The sequence below is a fragment of the Ruegeria sp. CK1 genome, assembly GCF_056536545.1.
The window spans coordinates 285,686-298,896 of record NZ_JBQFPX010000002.1 but is presented as its reverse complement, the minus strand read 5'-3'; the positions used below and the strand labels follow the sequence as shown (position 1 = coordinate 298,896).

At 55.6% G+C, this 13,211-nt stretch carries 11 protein-coding genes; 7 read left to right on the top strand and 4 right to left on the bottom strand.

The window, feature by feature from the left end:
- The first annotated feature begins 91 nt into the window (after positions 1 to 91).
- Complete coding sequence (locus ACR0L3_RS08040) at positions 92 to 670, top strand: DUF924 family protein (RefSeq protein ID WP_480745139.1); 579 nt, start codon at positions 92 to 94, stop codon at positions 668 to 670.
- On the opposite strand, the gene ACR0L3_RS08035 is transcribed toward ACR0L3_RS08040, so the two are convergent.
- Complete coding sequence (locus ACR0L3_RS08035; protein ID WP_480745138.1) at positions 667 to 1,101, bottom strand: hypothetical protein; 435 nt, start codon at positions 1,099 to 1,101, stop codon at positions 667 to 669. The two genes, ACR0L3_RS08040 and ACR0L3_RS08035, sit on opposite strands and share 4 nt — an antisense overlap.
- A 216-nt stretch (positions 1,102 to 1,317) precedes the next feature.
- Here ACR0L3_RS08035 and lpdA point away from each other — a divergent pair, with 216 nt between their 5' ends.
- On the top strand, positions 1,318 to 2,712 hold the full coding sequence (lpdA, locus tag ACR0L3_RS08030) for a dihydrolipoyl dehydrogenase (RefSeq protein WP_480745136.1): 1,395 nt from the start codon (positions 1,318 to 1,320) through the stop codon (positions 2,710 to 2,712).
- Between the two features lie 56 nt (positions 2,713 to 2,768).
- Here lpdA and ACR0L3_RS08025 read toward each other — a convergent pair whose 3' ends face one another.
- Positions 2,769 to 4,154, bottom strand: coding sequence for a dipeptidase (locus tag ACR0L3_RS08025; RefSeq protein ID WP_480745134.1), 1,386 nt, complete (start codon positions 4,152 to 4,154; stop codon positions 2,769 to 2,771).
- Between the two features lie 321 nt (positions 4,155 to 4,475).
- Here ACR0L3_RS08025 and hemA point away from each other — a divergent pair, with 321 nt between their 5' ends.
- The 3 genes from hemA to ispG all read left to right on the top strand — a co-directional run bounded on the left by hemA (position 4,476) and on the right by ispG (position 8,230).
- Positions 4,476 to 5,699, top strand: coding sequence for a 5-aminolevulinate synthase (gene hemA, locus ACR0L3_RS08020; RefSeq protein WP_480745132.1), 1,224 nt, complete (start codon positions 4,476 to 4,478; stop codon positions 5,697 to 5,699).
- Positions 5,700 to 5,825: 126 nt separating this feature from the next.
- Complete coding sequence (locus ACR0L3_RS08015) at positions 5,826 to 7,037, top strand: helix-turn-helix domain-containing protein (RefSeq protein WP_480745131.1); 1,212 nt, start codon at positions 5,826 to 5,828, stop codon at positions 7,035 to 7,037.
- 71 nt (positions 7,038 to 7,108) lie between these two features.
- Positions 7,109 to 8,230, top strand: coding sequence for a flavodoxin-dependent (E)-4-hydroxy-3-methylbut-2-enyl-diphosphate synthase (gene ispG, locus ACR0L3_RS08010; protein ID WP_480745129.1), 1,122 nt, complete (start codon positions 7,109 to 7,111; stop codon positions 8,228 to 8,230).
- A gap of 324 nt (positions 8,231 to 8,554) precedes the next feature.
- Here the strand turns inward: ispG and ACR0L3_RS08005 are convergent, their stop codons facing one another.
- Together ACR0L3_RS08005 and ACR0L3_RS08000 are read right to left on the bottom strand one after the other, a co-directional pair.
- Positions 8,555 to 9,313, bottom strand: coding sequence for a DsbA family protein (locus ACR0L3_RS08005; protein WP_480745127.1), 759 nt, complete (start codon positions 9,311 to 9,313; stop codon positions 8,555 to 8,557).
- Positions 9,310 to 10,692: a M48 family metalloprotease gene (locus tag ACR0L3_RS08000; RefSeq protein ID WP_480745126.1), complete on the bottom strand. Its 1,383-nt coding sequence runs from the start codon at positions 10,690 to 10,692 to the stop codon at positions 9,310 to 9,312. The genes ACR0L3_RS08005 and ACR0L3_RS08000 overlap by 4 nt, the downstream gene beginning before the upstream one ends.
- Here ACR0L3_RS08000 and ACR0L3_RS07995 point away from each other — a divergent pair.
- Together ACR0L3_RS07995 and ACR0L3_RS07990 are read left to right on the top strand one after the other, a co-directional pair.
- Positions 10,691 to 11,854: a pyridoxal phosphate-dependent aminotransferase gene (locus tag ACR0L3_RS07995; RefSeq protein ID WP_480745124.1), complete on the top strand. Its 1,164-nt coding sequence runs from the start codon at positions 10,691 to 10,693 to the stop codon at positions 11,852 to 11,854. The two genes, ACR0L3_RS08000 and ACR0L3_RS07995, sit on opposite strands and share 2 nt — an antisense overlap.
- A gap of 66 nt (positions 11,855 to 11,920) precedes the next feature.
- Positions 11,921 to 13,141 carry an N-acetylmuramoyl-L-alanine amidase gene (locus tag ACR0L3_RS07990; RefSeq protein WP_480745122.1) on the top strand — a complete coding sequence of 407 codons (1,221 nt, stop codon included), beginning with the start codon at positions 11,921 to 11,923 and terminating at the stop codon, positions 13,139 to 13,141.
- Positions 13,142 to 13,211 lie beyond the last annotated feature (70 nt).

The window sequence follows — 13,211 nt, the reverse complement described above, 5'->3', positions numbered from 1 at the left end:
AGTGTTGCAATTTTTTACTGTAACAAATCTGTAAAACGGCTTTAAATAACCTTACGTCCCTGGGGAGGGCAACACGACGGAGTTTAGGGCAATGGCAGGTCCTGAAGAAGTATTGAGTTTTTGGTTAGATGAGGTTGGTCCCAAGGGTTGGTATCTACAAGACCAAGCTTTGGATGCCGAAATTCGCGAACGGTTTTTAACCACCTGGGAAGCCGCGAATGAGGGTAGGTTTTCGCTTTGGTTGACATATCCCAGCGGATCACTTGCATACATCATCCTTATGGACCAATTTCCACGCAACATGTTCCGTGGCAGCGCAAAAGCTTTTGCGTCTGATCGGGCGGCACTAACGGCAGCGAAATGCGCGGTGGATAAGGGCTGGGACTTGCGGATCGACGAACCCGCTCGACAGTTCTTTTACCTACCCCTGATGCATTCTGAAAATCTGTGCGATCAAGAACGCTGTGTCCGTCTGATGTGTCAAAACATAACAGACAGCGATCAAGGCAATCTTTTGCACGCAAGGGCGCATCGCGAAGTGATCCGCAAGTTCGGCCGGTTTCCTTATAGGAACGAAGCGCTTGAGCGCCCCATGACCGAGCATGAAATGGCCTATGTGAATATGGGCGGTTACGGTTCTACGGTTCGCGAATTGCAAGCTGGCGGTTAAGACGCCGGTTCGCATCCTCTTATAGCGATAAGTCGGTTGGCGATCGTGTCGGCCGACTTTTCTATGGCCGTGTCAATCAGCGCATCCGGGGATTCGGTGATCTCTGCCACTCGCGCCTGCGCGCCTTGCATTCTCTCTTCCAAAGTATCCAGCGTGTTTAGCGCCACAATCAGTCGCTGGCTATTAGCGCTGTCAGCGATAAGGTCTGTTGCCTGTATGGATGCCAAGTCGCTGCGCAGCGCTGCAAGTTCACCCCGCACACCGCGAATTTCATCTTTTAGTGGCGCGATAACTTGCACTTTTTCAGCAAAGACTTCGGTAACGTCTTCTACAGTTGAGGCCAGCTTCCACCCTAGAAACAGACAGAGCGCAATCAGCACAAGAGTGGCGTTTAGCAGAGCAAGCAACAGATCCTTGAACGTTTTGGCCATGGTAAGCCCCTTGAATAACTTGTGTTTATGAAAAGGCGGGTGGGCCCAATACCTATGTTCTAGCCATTGTTGGGTGTCCGGTATAGGCTGAAAACCGCAGACACTGCTGCCAATTACCCAGCGTCGGTTTTGTCGCGGGGAAGGTGTGTTGATGCGCTACTAAAATTAGTTTAATGGTAAACTAATTTTCAAATCGACCTGTGCCGAGAGGAAAACATGGCTGCACAATCTTTTGATCTGATCGTAATCGGCGCCGGTCCGGGCGGATATGTTGCTGCTATTCGCGCAGCTCAGCTGGGTCTGAAAACGGCCGTGGTTGAGCGTGAACATCTGGGCGGTATTTGCCTGAACTGGGGCTGCATCCCAACCAAAGCGCTGCTGCGGTCTTCGGAAGTGTTCCACCTGATGGAGCGCGCCAAGGATTTCGGCCTCAGTGCTGACAAGATCGGCTATGATCTGGACGCAGTCGTCAAACGCTCACGCGGTGTTGCGAAACAGCTGACCAGTGGCGTAGGCCATCTGCTGAAGAAAAACAAAGTTACGGTCATCATGGGTGAGGCGACTATCCCCGCCAAAGGCAAGGTTTCGGTCAAGACAGACAAGGGAACTGAAGAGCTGACCGCCAAAAATATCGTTCTGGCCACCGGAGCAAGGGCTCGGGAACTGCCGGGTCTTGAGGCCGACGGTGATCTGGTTTGGACTTACAAGCACGCGCTGCAACCCCCGCGGATGCCCAAGAAATTGCTGGTCATCGGTTCGGGCGCGATCGGGATCGAATTCGCCAGCTTCTACAACACGCTTGGCGCAGATACGACCGTGGTCGAGGTGATGGATCGCGTACTGCCCGTCGAAGACGCCGAGATCAGTGCTTTTGCCAAAAAGGCCTTTACCAAACAAGGCATGAAGATCATGGAAAAGGCGATGGTCAAGCAGTTGGATCGCGCCAAGGGCAAAGTCACTGCGCATATTGAAGTCAACGGCAAAGTTGAAAAGCACGACTTTGATACAGTGATTTCAGCTGTGGGCATCGTCGGCAATGTCGAAAACCTGGGGCTTGAGGCTTTGGGAGTAAAAATCGACCGCACGCACGTCATCACTGACGAGTTCTGCCGGACCGGTGTAGATGGGCTATACGCTATTGGGGACATTGCGGGCGCTCCATGGTTGGCGCACAAAGCCAGCCACGAAGGGGTCATGGTCGCCGAATTGATCGCTGGCAAACACGCGCACCCGGTCAAGCCAGAGAGTATCGCTGGCTGCACCTATTGCCAGCCGCAGGTCGCTTCGGTTGGATATACCGAAGCCAAGGCCAAAGAGCTGGGATATGATATCAAGGTTGGCCGCTTTCCCTTTATCGGCAACGGCAAGGCGATAGCCTTGGGTGAACCCGAAGGGCTGGTGAAGACTATTTTTGATGCCAAAACCGGAGAGCTTCTGGGGGCGCATATGATCGGCGCGGAAGTAACCGAGTTGATTCAGGGCTACGTCGTTGGGCGTGAGCTGGAAACTACGGAAGAAGATTTGATGAATACAGTTTTCCCGCACCCAACCCTGTCGGAAATGATGCATGAAAGCGTTTTGGACGCCTATGGTCAGGTTATCCATATGTAAGTTTGGGAATGCGTCCCAACGTTGAAGGCACCGCCAATTTGGCGGTGCCTTTTTCTTTAACGGCTTAGTGCATCCAGAATGCGGGCCCAGGATCGGATACCCTTGTGAAAGCTTTTCACGTCGTATTTTTCGTTCGGTGAGTGAATGGCGTCGTCGTCATTGGCAAAGCCGACCAGCATGGAGTCCAGCCCGAGCTCGGTGTTGAAGTATCCCACGACAGGAATAGAGCCGCCCATCCCTGTGAACACGGCCTCGCGTCCCCATTCATCTGAAAGCGCTCCTCGGGCGGCTTCGAATTCCGGGCGGTCCAAGTTCATAACCGAGGCAGGAGAGCCCTCTAGATCATTGTCCCACTCGACCTTCGCATCTGGTGAAAGGCGGGCTTCCACGTGTTTGCGGATTTTGTCGCGCAACTTGTCAGGGTCCATGTCACCAACCAGACGGCAGGTGATCTTGCAATGCGCCTGCGACGGGATAACCGTTTTCGATCCGGCGCCGTTGTAGCCACCCCAAAGCCCATTAACCTCAAGCGTAGGGCGCGCCCACTGTTGTTCTAGGGTGGAATAGCCCTTTTCGCCATGGGGTTGCGTATACCCGACAGAGTTTAGGTACTCGGCTTCGTCGAACCCGCAGCCTTCCCATTGACGCAGTTGGTCAGAGGGCACTTCGTGGACGCCTTCGTAGAATCCTTCAACTGCGACCCTTCCAGTTTCGTCGTCATAGAAAGAGTCCACGATCTTTGACAGCTCCCGCAGCGGGTTCAGGCCCGGGCCGCCATAATGGCCCGAGTGCAGGTCGATCCGGGGGCCTGTGATAGTGAATTCATCCTTGAGCATTCCACGCAGTTGTGACGCTATTGATGGCACGCCTCGTGACACCATCGAAGTGTCGCAAACCAGTGCTAGGTCCGCTTTTAACTCCGCTGCATTTTCACGCAAGAACGGAACCAGGGACGGGGACCCTGATTCCTCTTCCCCTTCGAAGAAAAAAGTAATGCGACAGGGGAGGGAACCATGAACGGCTTTCCACGCCCGGCAAGCCTCGACAAAGGTCATCAATTGTCCCTTGTCGTCCGATGAGCCACGGCCTCGGATGACGGGGCTGTTGTCGGTGTCTTCGATGGCTGGATCAAATGGGTCGCGGTTCCAAAGGTCAAGCGGGTCAACCGGCTGTACGTCATAGTGCCCATAGAACAAAACATGCGGCGCATCGTTGCCGTCACCAATGTGGCCAACTACCATTGGATGACCAGTGGTTTCGCGCTTTTCTGCCTCAATACCAAAGCTTTGCAAATCATTTACTAACCAGTCCGCCGCCTGATCGACTTGCGAGTTATAGGCCGGGTCGGTTGAAATCGAAGGAATGCGCAGCAGTTCCATCAGACGATCAATCGAGGTTTGCAGATCAGCGTCGATACGGTTCAGAACAGCGTCCAGCGACATTGGATTCTCCTGCTATTGAGATTTGGCCGGAACCCTATCAGCGCAATCGGCGCCGTCCAGTGCGCTTTTCTGGGAATATGGTATAATATCGGAAACTCGACGGGTGCCTGCGTCGTTTCCTCGCGCCCGATGGCCGTAACTTTACTTGTCGAGGCGGGAGCGACCAGATATTTGATGCAAATCAAATATGTGATCTCTGTGTCGTTTATAGGTAGTGGTACAAGGGAGAGCATTGGCGCCACGAATGGATTCGTCCACTTTTGACGTCAGCAAGATCGTCTGGCCAATGAACCATAAGGTCGGGCACGTAAGGAGACACCGTTGGACTATACTGCTCAGCTCGATACAGCGATTGCCAGGCTGCATGATGAAGGACGCTACCGGACCTTCATTGATATCGAACGCCGCAATGGACATTTTCCGCACGCGGTTCGCACGCGTCCGGACGGGTCTCAGCAAAATATTACTGTGTGGTGCGGAAACGACTACCTTGGCATGGGGCAAAACCCAGTCGTTCTGAACGCCATGCACGAGGCCGTCGATGCCGCCGGCGCAGGGTCGGGGGGCACCCGCAATATCTCGGGCACCACGGTCTATCACAAACGCCTCGAAGCTGAGCTGGCAGATTTGCACGGCAAAGACGCGGCATTGTTGTTCACCAGCGCCTATATCGCGAATGATGCGACGCTGAGTACGTTGCCCAAACTCTTCCCCGGTTTGATCATCTATTCCGACGCGCTGAACCACGCCTCGATGATCGAAGGTGTACGGCGTAATGGCGGTGCCAAGCGCATCTTCCGCCATAATGACGTCGCCCATCTACGCGAATTGCTTGAAGCGGATGATCCCAATGCGCCAAAGCTGATCGCTTTTGAGTCTGTCTATTCGATGGACGGCGACTTTGGCCCAATCGAAGCTATCTGCGATCTGGCCGATGAATTTGGCGCGTTGACTTATATCGATGAAGTGCACGCCGTGGGCATCTACGGGCCGCGCGGTGGGGGTGTTACCGAACGTGATCGTCTGGCCCACCGTATCGACATCATCAACGGAACGTTGGCCAAAGCATATGGCGTGATGGGTGGCTATATCGCAGCCAGTGAGAAAATGTGCGATGCCGTGCGCTCTTATGCGCCGGGCTTTATCTTTACGACGTCGTTGCCGCCTGCTGTTGCAGCAGGAGCGGCTGCATCGGTTGCGTACCTCAAATCCGCGCCTGAACTGCGCGAGCAGCACCAAACTCAGGCCAAGATCCTCAAAATGCGCCTGAAGGGTTTGGGCTTGCCGCTGATCGACCATGGAAGCCACATCGTGCCGGTGATTGTCGGCAATCCTGTACACACCAAAGTCCTCAGCGACAGGCTGCTGGACGACTTTGGAATTTACGTTCAACCAATCAATTTCCCGACTGTGCCACGCGGTACCGAGCGTTTGCGCTTTACACCTTCGCCTGTACATGGACCTAACGAGATGAACCGTCTTGTGCAGGCTATGGACGAACTTTGGTCACATTGTGCGCTAAATCGCGCCGAACTTGCGGGTTAACCTCACGCCAACGTGTGCATCGTGTTTGCTATGTGTTAGGCTTAAGCTAACAAAAAAGCGGACGAATCGTAATGGGATGATTCGCCGTTAGCGTGAAACACGCGAAGGCAGAATGGGGCAGCAGGGATGATTGGGCGCAGATCTCAGCGCGATTCCAAGGGCGATACCGACGTCGGACCGAAGGGTTTTGACGACTACGAGGTACGGCTTGGAGACATGATGCGCGGTGAACGGGCCACCATGGGCAAGTCGCTTTTGGACGTGCAGCGCGAACTGCGGATCAAAGCCAACTACATCGCTGCCATCGAAGATGCCGACCCTGACGCATTCGACACGCCCGGCTTCATCGCCGGGTATGTGCGTTCTTACGCCCGTTATCTTGGGATGAACCCGGACGAAACCTTTGCAGCTTTCTGTAAGGAAAGCGGGTTCGAGGTTGCACATGGTATGTCGGCTGAGGCCTCGGTGGTGCGTAAACCTTCGGGTGCTGTGCCCACGCGCGGGCCGATGGGTCGCGATCCGTTTACCTCGCCCAACACGCCCTACATTCCGGGTCGGGAATCCATTGTCAGCCAGATTGAACCGCGCGCCATCGGCTCATCTCTGGTTTTGGTCGCGGTGATCTGCGGTATCGGCTACGGCGGCTGGTCCGTTCTTAACAAAATTCAGCAGGTTCAGGTCAGCCCAGTTGAGCAAGCGCCAGTGGTATTGTCTGATCTCGATCCGCTGGATTCGGTGCGCCCAAGCGTTGAACCCGAAGTTGCCGTTGCTGAAACACCCAGCGCCGAGGCGCTGGATCGTCTGTATCGCCCGCAGGCGCTAGATGTTCCAGTCTTGGTGGCCCGCGATGCGCCAATCTCAACGCTTGATCCTCGCAAGGTTGGCACTTTCCTTCCGCAAGAGCCCCCCAAGATTGAAGTGGCCGAAGTTCACACCGTCGAACGCCCAACTTTGCCGCAAGTGGTCGAACAGATTGACACAACACTAAAGATTGTAGCGGTTGATCCCGCTTGGATGCGGGTTACGGCTGCAGACGGTAGCGTGATTTTCGAAGGTACACTTGGCACTGTGGAACAGGGCAGTGTGTTCGAAGTGCCGCTGACCGAAGAACCGCCGCAGCTGCGCGCAGGCGCGGCGGGATCGGTGTTCTTCTCTATGAACGGAGAACATTTTGGGCCGGTCGGTGCTCCTGGAACTGTGGCTAAGGGCGTCGTTCTGTCCAAGGATGCCGTTGCAGAAGCCTATGCTGTTGCTGATCTTGAGGCCGAGCAGAACAGCGCGCTGAAACAGCTGGTGGCCGAACTTCAGGCGCAGGTTTCGGAAGAACCGGCAGATTGATCTAGCCATTGCGATGGCCCCCTAGCCAGACTATCTAAAGACGCAACTCAAGTTGCCTTGGATCCGTCTTCATGTCGCTCAATCACGTACGCCCGTGGCGCAATATCTACCGCCGAAAATCCCGTCAGATCATGGTCGGCGATGTTGCAGTTGGCGGCGACGCCCCAATTGCCGTGCAGACGATGACCAACACGCTGACGACCGATGTGGCTGCAACCGTTGCTCAGGTTCAGGCGGCGGCCGAAGCAGGTGCGGATATCGTCCGCGTGTCGGTTCCGGATGAAGCTTCTTCAAAAGCTTTGAAAGAGATTGTCCGGGAAAGCCCGGTGCCCATCGTAGCTGACATCCATTTCCACTATCGTCGCGGGATTGAAGCTGCCGAGGCTGGTGCGGCCTGCCTGCGGATCAATCCGGGAAATATCGGTGATGAAAAGCGCGTGAAAGAGGTGATCAAGGCCGCGCGCGACCACAATTGCTCGATCCGGATTGGGGTGAATGCGGGCAGCCTCGAAAAGCACTTGCTTGAAAAATACGGCGAGCCGTGCCCTGAGGCGATGGTCGAAAGTGGGCTAGAGCATATCCGCATTTTGCAGGACAATGACTTTCACGAATTCAAGATCAGCGTGAAGGCCAGCGACGTATTCCTGTCGGCTGCTGCTTATCAAGGCATTGCCGAGGCCACTGACGCGCCGATCCATCTGGGAATTACAGAAGCAGGAGGTTTGGTGTCCGGTACGATCAAATCGGCTATTGGTCTGGGCAACCTGCTTTGGATGGGCATTGGAGACACGATACGGGTCAGCCTATCCGCAGACCCCGTCGAAGAGGTCAAAGTCGGCTATGAGATTCTGAAATCTCTGGGCCTACGTCATCGCGGCGTGAACATCATCTCATGCCCCTCCTGCGCGCGGCAAGGGTTTGACGTGATCAAGACGGTTGAGACGCTGGAGCAACGGCTGGAGCATATCAAAACTCCGATGAGCCTGTCGATTATCGGCTGCGTAGTGAACGGTCCGGGCGAAGCACTGATGACGGATGTGGGTTTTACCGGCGGCGGGGCAGGATCAGGCATGGTTTATCTGGCCGGTAAGGCCAGCCACAAGATGTCCAACGACCAAATGATCGACCATATCGTTGAAGAGGTCGAGAAGAAGGCAGCCGAACTGGATGCTGCCGCAGAGGCGGCCGAGTAGGTTTCTGAAATTCACCGTCTTATGCCATGACCTGTCCTGAATTGCCGATATTAGTAGCGGCAAAGGAACGAATTTCAGGAGCAATAAACATTGAACTCAACGCGAATTGCGAGGGACTGCTGATCCTCAAGACTTGCAGGCGACTCTGTTAGAGAGTCAGAAACAGGGGCCTGAGGTCATTCCGGCCTGCGTCACAGGAGAAGCGGTCCCAGCTACCGACTTCAGAACGGACGGTACTCCGACCTGGGTTGTCTCCATGAAGTGTAACGCGCCGTATCCTTACGACTAGATTGCAAAAGGGGCGGCATTGCCGCCCCGGAATATTTAACCCTGCTCAGCCCGCACAGCATCCGCAATCTGCAACATCTGATCGGCCGGTAGGAAACCGCGAAGCATTTCGGTGCCCAGCACGAAGGACGGCGTGCCAGAGATATTCATCCGCTGTGCCAATGCACGTGTGCGGGTGATTTCATCGGTCACTTGATCGCTTTCCATCGCTGCGATGATGGCGTCACTATCCAGTCCCAGGCCGTCCGAGATTCGTCGCAAGGAAATCTCGTTCGGCTCACCGCTGAATTCCAACAAAGCGTCATGGACTTGTTTGTAAGCGTCGTCACCGGCCACATGTTTGGTTGCGACCGCAAAGCGCGACGACATGACTGAAGCGTCCCCTAGAATCGGGAATTCCTTGATTATGAGGCGAATATTGCCGTCCTCGGACAGCAGGGTGTCTACTTCTGGAACCGCACGCCGGCAATAGCCGCAGCGATAGTCCATGAATTCAACCAAGGTGATGTCGCCGTCAGGATTTCCACCAACCCAGCTGTAACCATCGTTGAACAGCTCTTCAGCGTTGGCGGCGACCAGTTCTTGATCCGCTGCGGCCTCGGCTACGGCGTTGCGCTGCTCAAGGATATTGATCGCCTCAATAATAACTTCGGGGTTTTCCAGTAGGTATTCACGCACTTGCGCACCGAATTCCGCCTTTTCTGCCTCGCTGAGTGCATTCAGGTCCAGCGCCTGTGCCGGACTGGTAATCAGGGAAAGCCCCAGAAGGGCAGGTGCAGCATGTCTGAGGATCATTTCCGTTTCCTTTTCGCTTTCGTTGCGCGTTCTGAGGCAATCATCACATCTTGCGCCCGTTGCCAACCCGGTGAGCCGACTGGCAGTTGCCTCATGGCTCGTTTTGCATGAATGCCAGCATCTTCCAGCCGACCTTCCAAGGCATATCGTTCGGCAGTCACGACCGAGGCCATTCCGTTATTACCTACCTTGGCATATGCCATTCCAAGATCCTGCATCAAACGAGCGTTTCGGTAATCTCTTTGCCGTGCCTTTTCAAGTTCTTGCAGGGCGTTCTTCGTCTGGCCGCCCGCCAGCAGAGCCCGCCCGTAACCAGCGAGGATCAATGAATCGTTGGGTGCCATTTCAACCGCATGTCCGTAGGCGGCTATGGCGTCTTCAATTTTACGGTTTTCTAATAGGATCTGGCCTTTGAGCTCATAATAAAACGGATCGTCTGGGCGAAGAGCCAACGCTCCGTCTATCGCAGCGCGCGCGTTGGCAAGATCACGATTCTGATGATAGGCAGACGCTTCGCGCATCAGCCGAACATCCTGCGCAGTTTCCTCTTTTGCGCGCCGCATGGTCCACGAAGGCGACCTTAGGAACGCAGATAATTTGCCTTTGACCCGCGCGAACCAGTATTCAGCATTCGGGTCAGATTTGGACCAGTCACCATGTTGTTCCATAAACGCTTCGGCAGCGCGCAGACGCTCGCGGCTTGTTGGGTGCGAGCGCATGTAAGGGTCTTGATTGGCTTCGCTCAACAATTCCTGACCAGCGAATTTACGGTGCAACGCGACCATTCCAGCTGGCGAGATACCTGCCCATCTAAGGTAACCAGCTGCACTGCGGTCGGCCGACGACTCCTCGGCGCGGGTATGGCCCAGAAAGCTCCGCAGAGCAGCGCTTTGAGTTCCTGCGGCGATTCCAGCTGCAGCTTCTCCGCCACCAGCAATTGCTACGAGAAGCGCCAGTGCTGTTCCATAACCTGCGTTGCGGTTGGCTGAACGAAAATTCTCGGTCCTACGGGCAAGGTGTCCGTTTGCTATATGTGCGGCCTCGTGGGCGATGACAGCCTGCAACATTTCGGGGGACTCGACGTTCAGGATCAACCCGTAGTTCAGATAGATTGTATTATAGTCGATAACGAAAGCGTTGAATGTTGCATCGTAGACCACCAATACCTTGACCCGGTTGGTGTTTAACCCAGCTGCACGTAAAATTGGGAAGGCAAGTTCGCGCAGTCCGTGTTCGATATCTGGGTCTCGGATCAGGCCCTGCGCAGCTACTGGAACAGCGCTTGCAATCCATGTCACTGCCATCAGCAACAGGGCCGGGATTGACGCCACCCTGGATAAGCGTTCAAAAGCCATGGTTGCAACATGGGAGATGGGCATGAGAAACTCAACCCGGTCCGACGTCGATCCCTTTATCGTGATGGACGTGATGGAAGCCGCGCGCCGCGCCGAGGAGGCTGGGCGACACATTATCCATATGGAAGTCGGACAACCAGGAACCGGCGCGCCGGATGGGGCGGTTAAAGCGCTCGCAACAGCAATGCATCAAGCGCCCTTGGGTTATACGGTTGCGTTGGGTTTACCTGCGCTTCGGCAGCGGATCGCGCAATTGTACGGAGAGTGGTACAACGTCGATCTAAACCCTGAACGGGTGGTGATCACTCCTGGGTCCTCGGGTGGCTTTTTACTGGCGTTCACAGCCCTTTTTGACAGTGGTGACCGTGTTGGTATCGGAGCGCCCGGTTATCCGTCCTACCGTCAAATTCTGAAAGCGCTCGGGCTGGTGCCCGTCGATTTGCCGACGGCACTGGAAAACCGACTCCAGCCGGTGCCCGCTGATTTTTCCGGGTTGGACCTTCAAGGTCTTATGGTCGCTTCTCCGGCTAATCCCACGGGCACCATGTTGGATCATACGGCAATGGGTGCGCTGATTGAGGCCGCGCACGGGCAGGGGGCTTCGTTTATCAGTGATGAGATTTATCACGGTCTGGAGTATGAGGCTAAGGCTGTTACTGCACTGGAGCTGACGGATGAGTGCTATGTGATCAATTCGTTCTCCAAGTACTTCTCGATGACTGGCTGGCGCGTCGGCTGGATGGTGGTGCCCGAAGACCAAGTGCGCGTTGTAGAACGTATCGCCCAGAACATGTTCATTTGCGCGCCTCACGCCAGCCAAGTGGCAGCCTTGGCCGCGATGGAGTGCGACGCGGAGCTGCAGGCCAATCTGGACGTCTATCGCCGCAACCGTGCGCTGATGCTGGATGGATTGCCCAAAGCTGGATTTACCAATATCGCCCCACCGGATGGCGCGTTTTACGTTTACGCTGATGTATCGGACCTTACTGATGACAGTCGAGCATTTGCAGCTGAAATTCTGGATAAGGCTGGGGTCGCCGTCACACCGGGATTGGATTTCGACCCTGTGCGCGGACATCACACGCTACGGTTTTCCTATGCTCGGTCTTCTGAGGATATCGAGGAGGGGCTGCAACGCCTCCAACGTTTCATGGCCGCGCGCGGCGCGATCACTTCGACCGCGTAACCCGTTCACAATTTCGCCCGGCTAGGGTAGGCTATCGGTTAAACGATCTTGGGAAAACTCGAGGCCATGAGCAGGATTTTCTACGCAATAGCGCTGATTTGGGCGCTAACCGGTGCTGCGTTTGCGCACGATTTCAGCGCGCTTGCGCGGGCGTTGCCTGACCAAAGCCGTATCACCAATGATGGCCGTGCTGGGGTGCGGATTGAGCTTGGCCTGAGTCAGGGCGTGCCGTATCGGGTATTCACTCTGCGCGATCCCTACCGAGTGGTGCTGGACTTTCAAGAAGTTGACTGGACTGGTTTAGAGGCGGACACATTTCTGCAGACCGATCGGATAAGCGGCGTGCAGTTCGGTGCCTATGTGCCGGGTTGGTCCCGTATGGTGCTTGAACTTGGCGCGCCACTTGCGGTGGATAGCTCGGATCTCAGAGTGGATGAGGTTGCCGGGACGGCTAAGTTGTCGCTTGCCCTGAGCGGGACCGATTTCGACAGCTTTGCTGCCAGCGCTGGCGCCCCTCGCCAACCGGGCTGGGACCTGCCGGAACCCGCAGTGACACCCGCGAAGCCTGGTCGCGATGGATCGCGTCCTCTGCTGGTTATGCTGGACCCCGGGCACGGCGGTATTGATCCGGGCGCCGAGGCCGGAGGTACGGATGAGAAAACTCTGATGCTGACCTTTGCTCGCGAGTTACGCGAAACGTTGCTCAGGGCTGGTGGGTATCAAGTGGTGCTGACACGCGTCGACGACCATTTTGTCAGTCTGGAACGCCGTATCGCGCTGGCGCATCGCGCGGGCGCAGATGTTTTCATTTCGCTTCACGCAGATATCCTGTCTGAAGGTCGGGCGCATGGCGCGGCAGTTTACACACTGTCCGACGATGCCTCGGACGTGGCCAGCCACAAACTTGCCGAGCGGCATGACCGGGGCGATCTGATCTCGGGCGTTGATCTGAGCGGTGCAGACGACCAAGTGGCTGACGTTTTGCTGGATATCGCGCGGCAAGAAACCAAGCCGCGCACTGATGCGCTGGCTCAGGCTTTGGCCGAGGGGATGACACAGCAGGGCGGGCCGATGAACAGCCGCCCGATCCGCACGGCTTCTTTCTCTGTGCTCAAGGCAGCGGACATCCCGTCGGTATTGGTTGAGCTTGGATTTCTTTCTAGTCCTAGAGATCTGGAAAACATCATGAATTCTGAATGGCGCAGGGGAATGGCATTGGGAATCCTGAACGGGCTTGAGCAATGGCGTCAGGATGATCTGGTCAAAAGTTCCCTGATTGGCCAGTGACCCTGCGGCACAAACCGGCTAATATTGGCCATCGTGTTTTGACCCTGCGCCGGGGCATCACTATATAGGC

Excerpts from the sequence above, each read along its gene's own strand:
- ACR0L3_RS08035 (WP_480745138.1), bottom strand. The coding sequence starts at position 1,101 with ATGGCCAAAACGTTCAAGGATCTGTTGCTTGCTCTGCTAAACGCCACT.
- ACR0L3_RS08005 (WP_480745127.1), bottom strand. The coding sequence starts at position 9,313 with ATGATCCTCAGACATGCTGCACCTGCCCTTCTGGGGCTTTCCCTGATT.
- ACR0L3_RS07995 (WP_480745124.1), top strand. The coding sequence starts at position 10,691 with ATGAGAAACTCAACCCGGTCCGACGTCGATCCCTTTATCGTGATGGAC.
- ACR0L3_RS07990 (WP_480745122.1), top strand. The coding sequence starts at position 11,921 with ATGAGCAGGATTTTCTACGCAATAGCGCTGATTTGGGCGCTAACCGGT.
- ispG (WP_480745129.1), top strand. The coding sequence starts at position 7,109 with ATGTCGCTCAATCACGTACGCCCGTGGCGCAATATCTACCGCCGAAAA.
- ACR0L3_RS08015 (WP_480745131.1), top strand. The coding sequence starts at position 5,826 with ATGATTGGGCGCAGATCTCAGCGCGATTCCAAGGGCGATACCGACGTC.
- ACR0L3_RS08025 (WP_480745134.1), bottom strand. The coding sequence starts at position 4,154 with ATGTCGCTGGACGCTGTTCTGAACCGTATCGACGCTGATCTGCAAACC.
- lpdA (WP_480745136.1), top strand. The coding sequence starts at position 1,318 with ATGGCTGCACAATCTTTTGATCTGATCGTAATCGGCGCCGGTCCGGGC.
- ACR0L3_RS08040 (WP_480745139.1), top strand. The coding sequence starts at position 92 with ATGGCAGGTCCTGAAGAAGTATTGAGTTTTTGGTTAGATGAGGTTGGT.
- ACR0L3_RS08000 (WP_480745126.1), bottom strand. The coding sequence starts at position 10,692 with ATGCCCATCTCCCATGTTGCAACCATGGCTTTTGAACGCTTATCCAGG.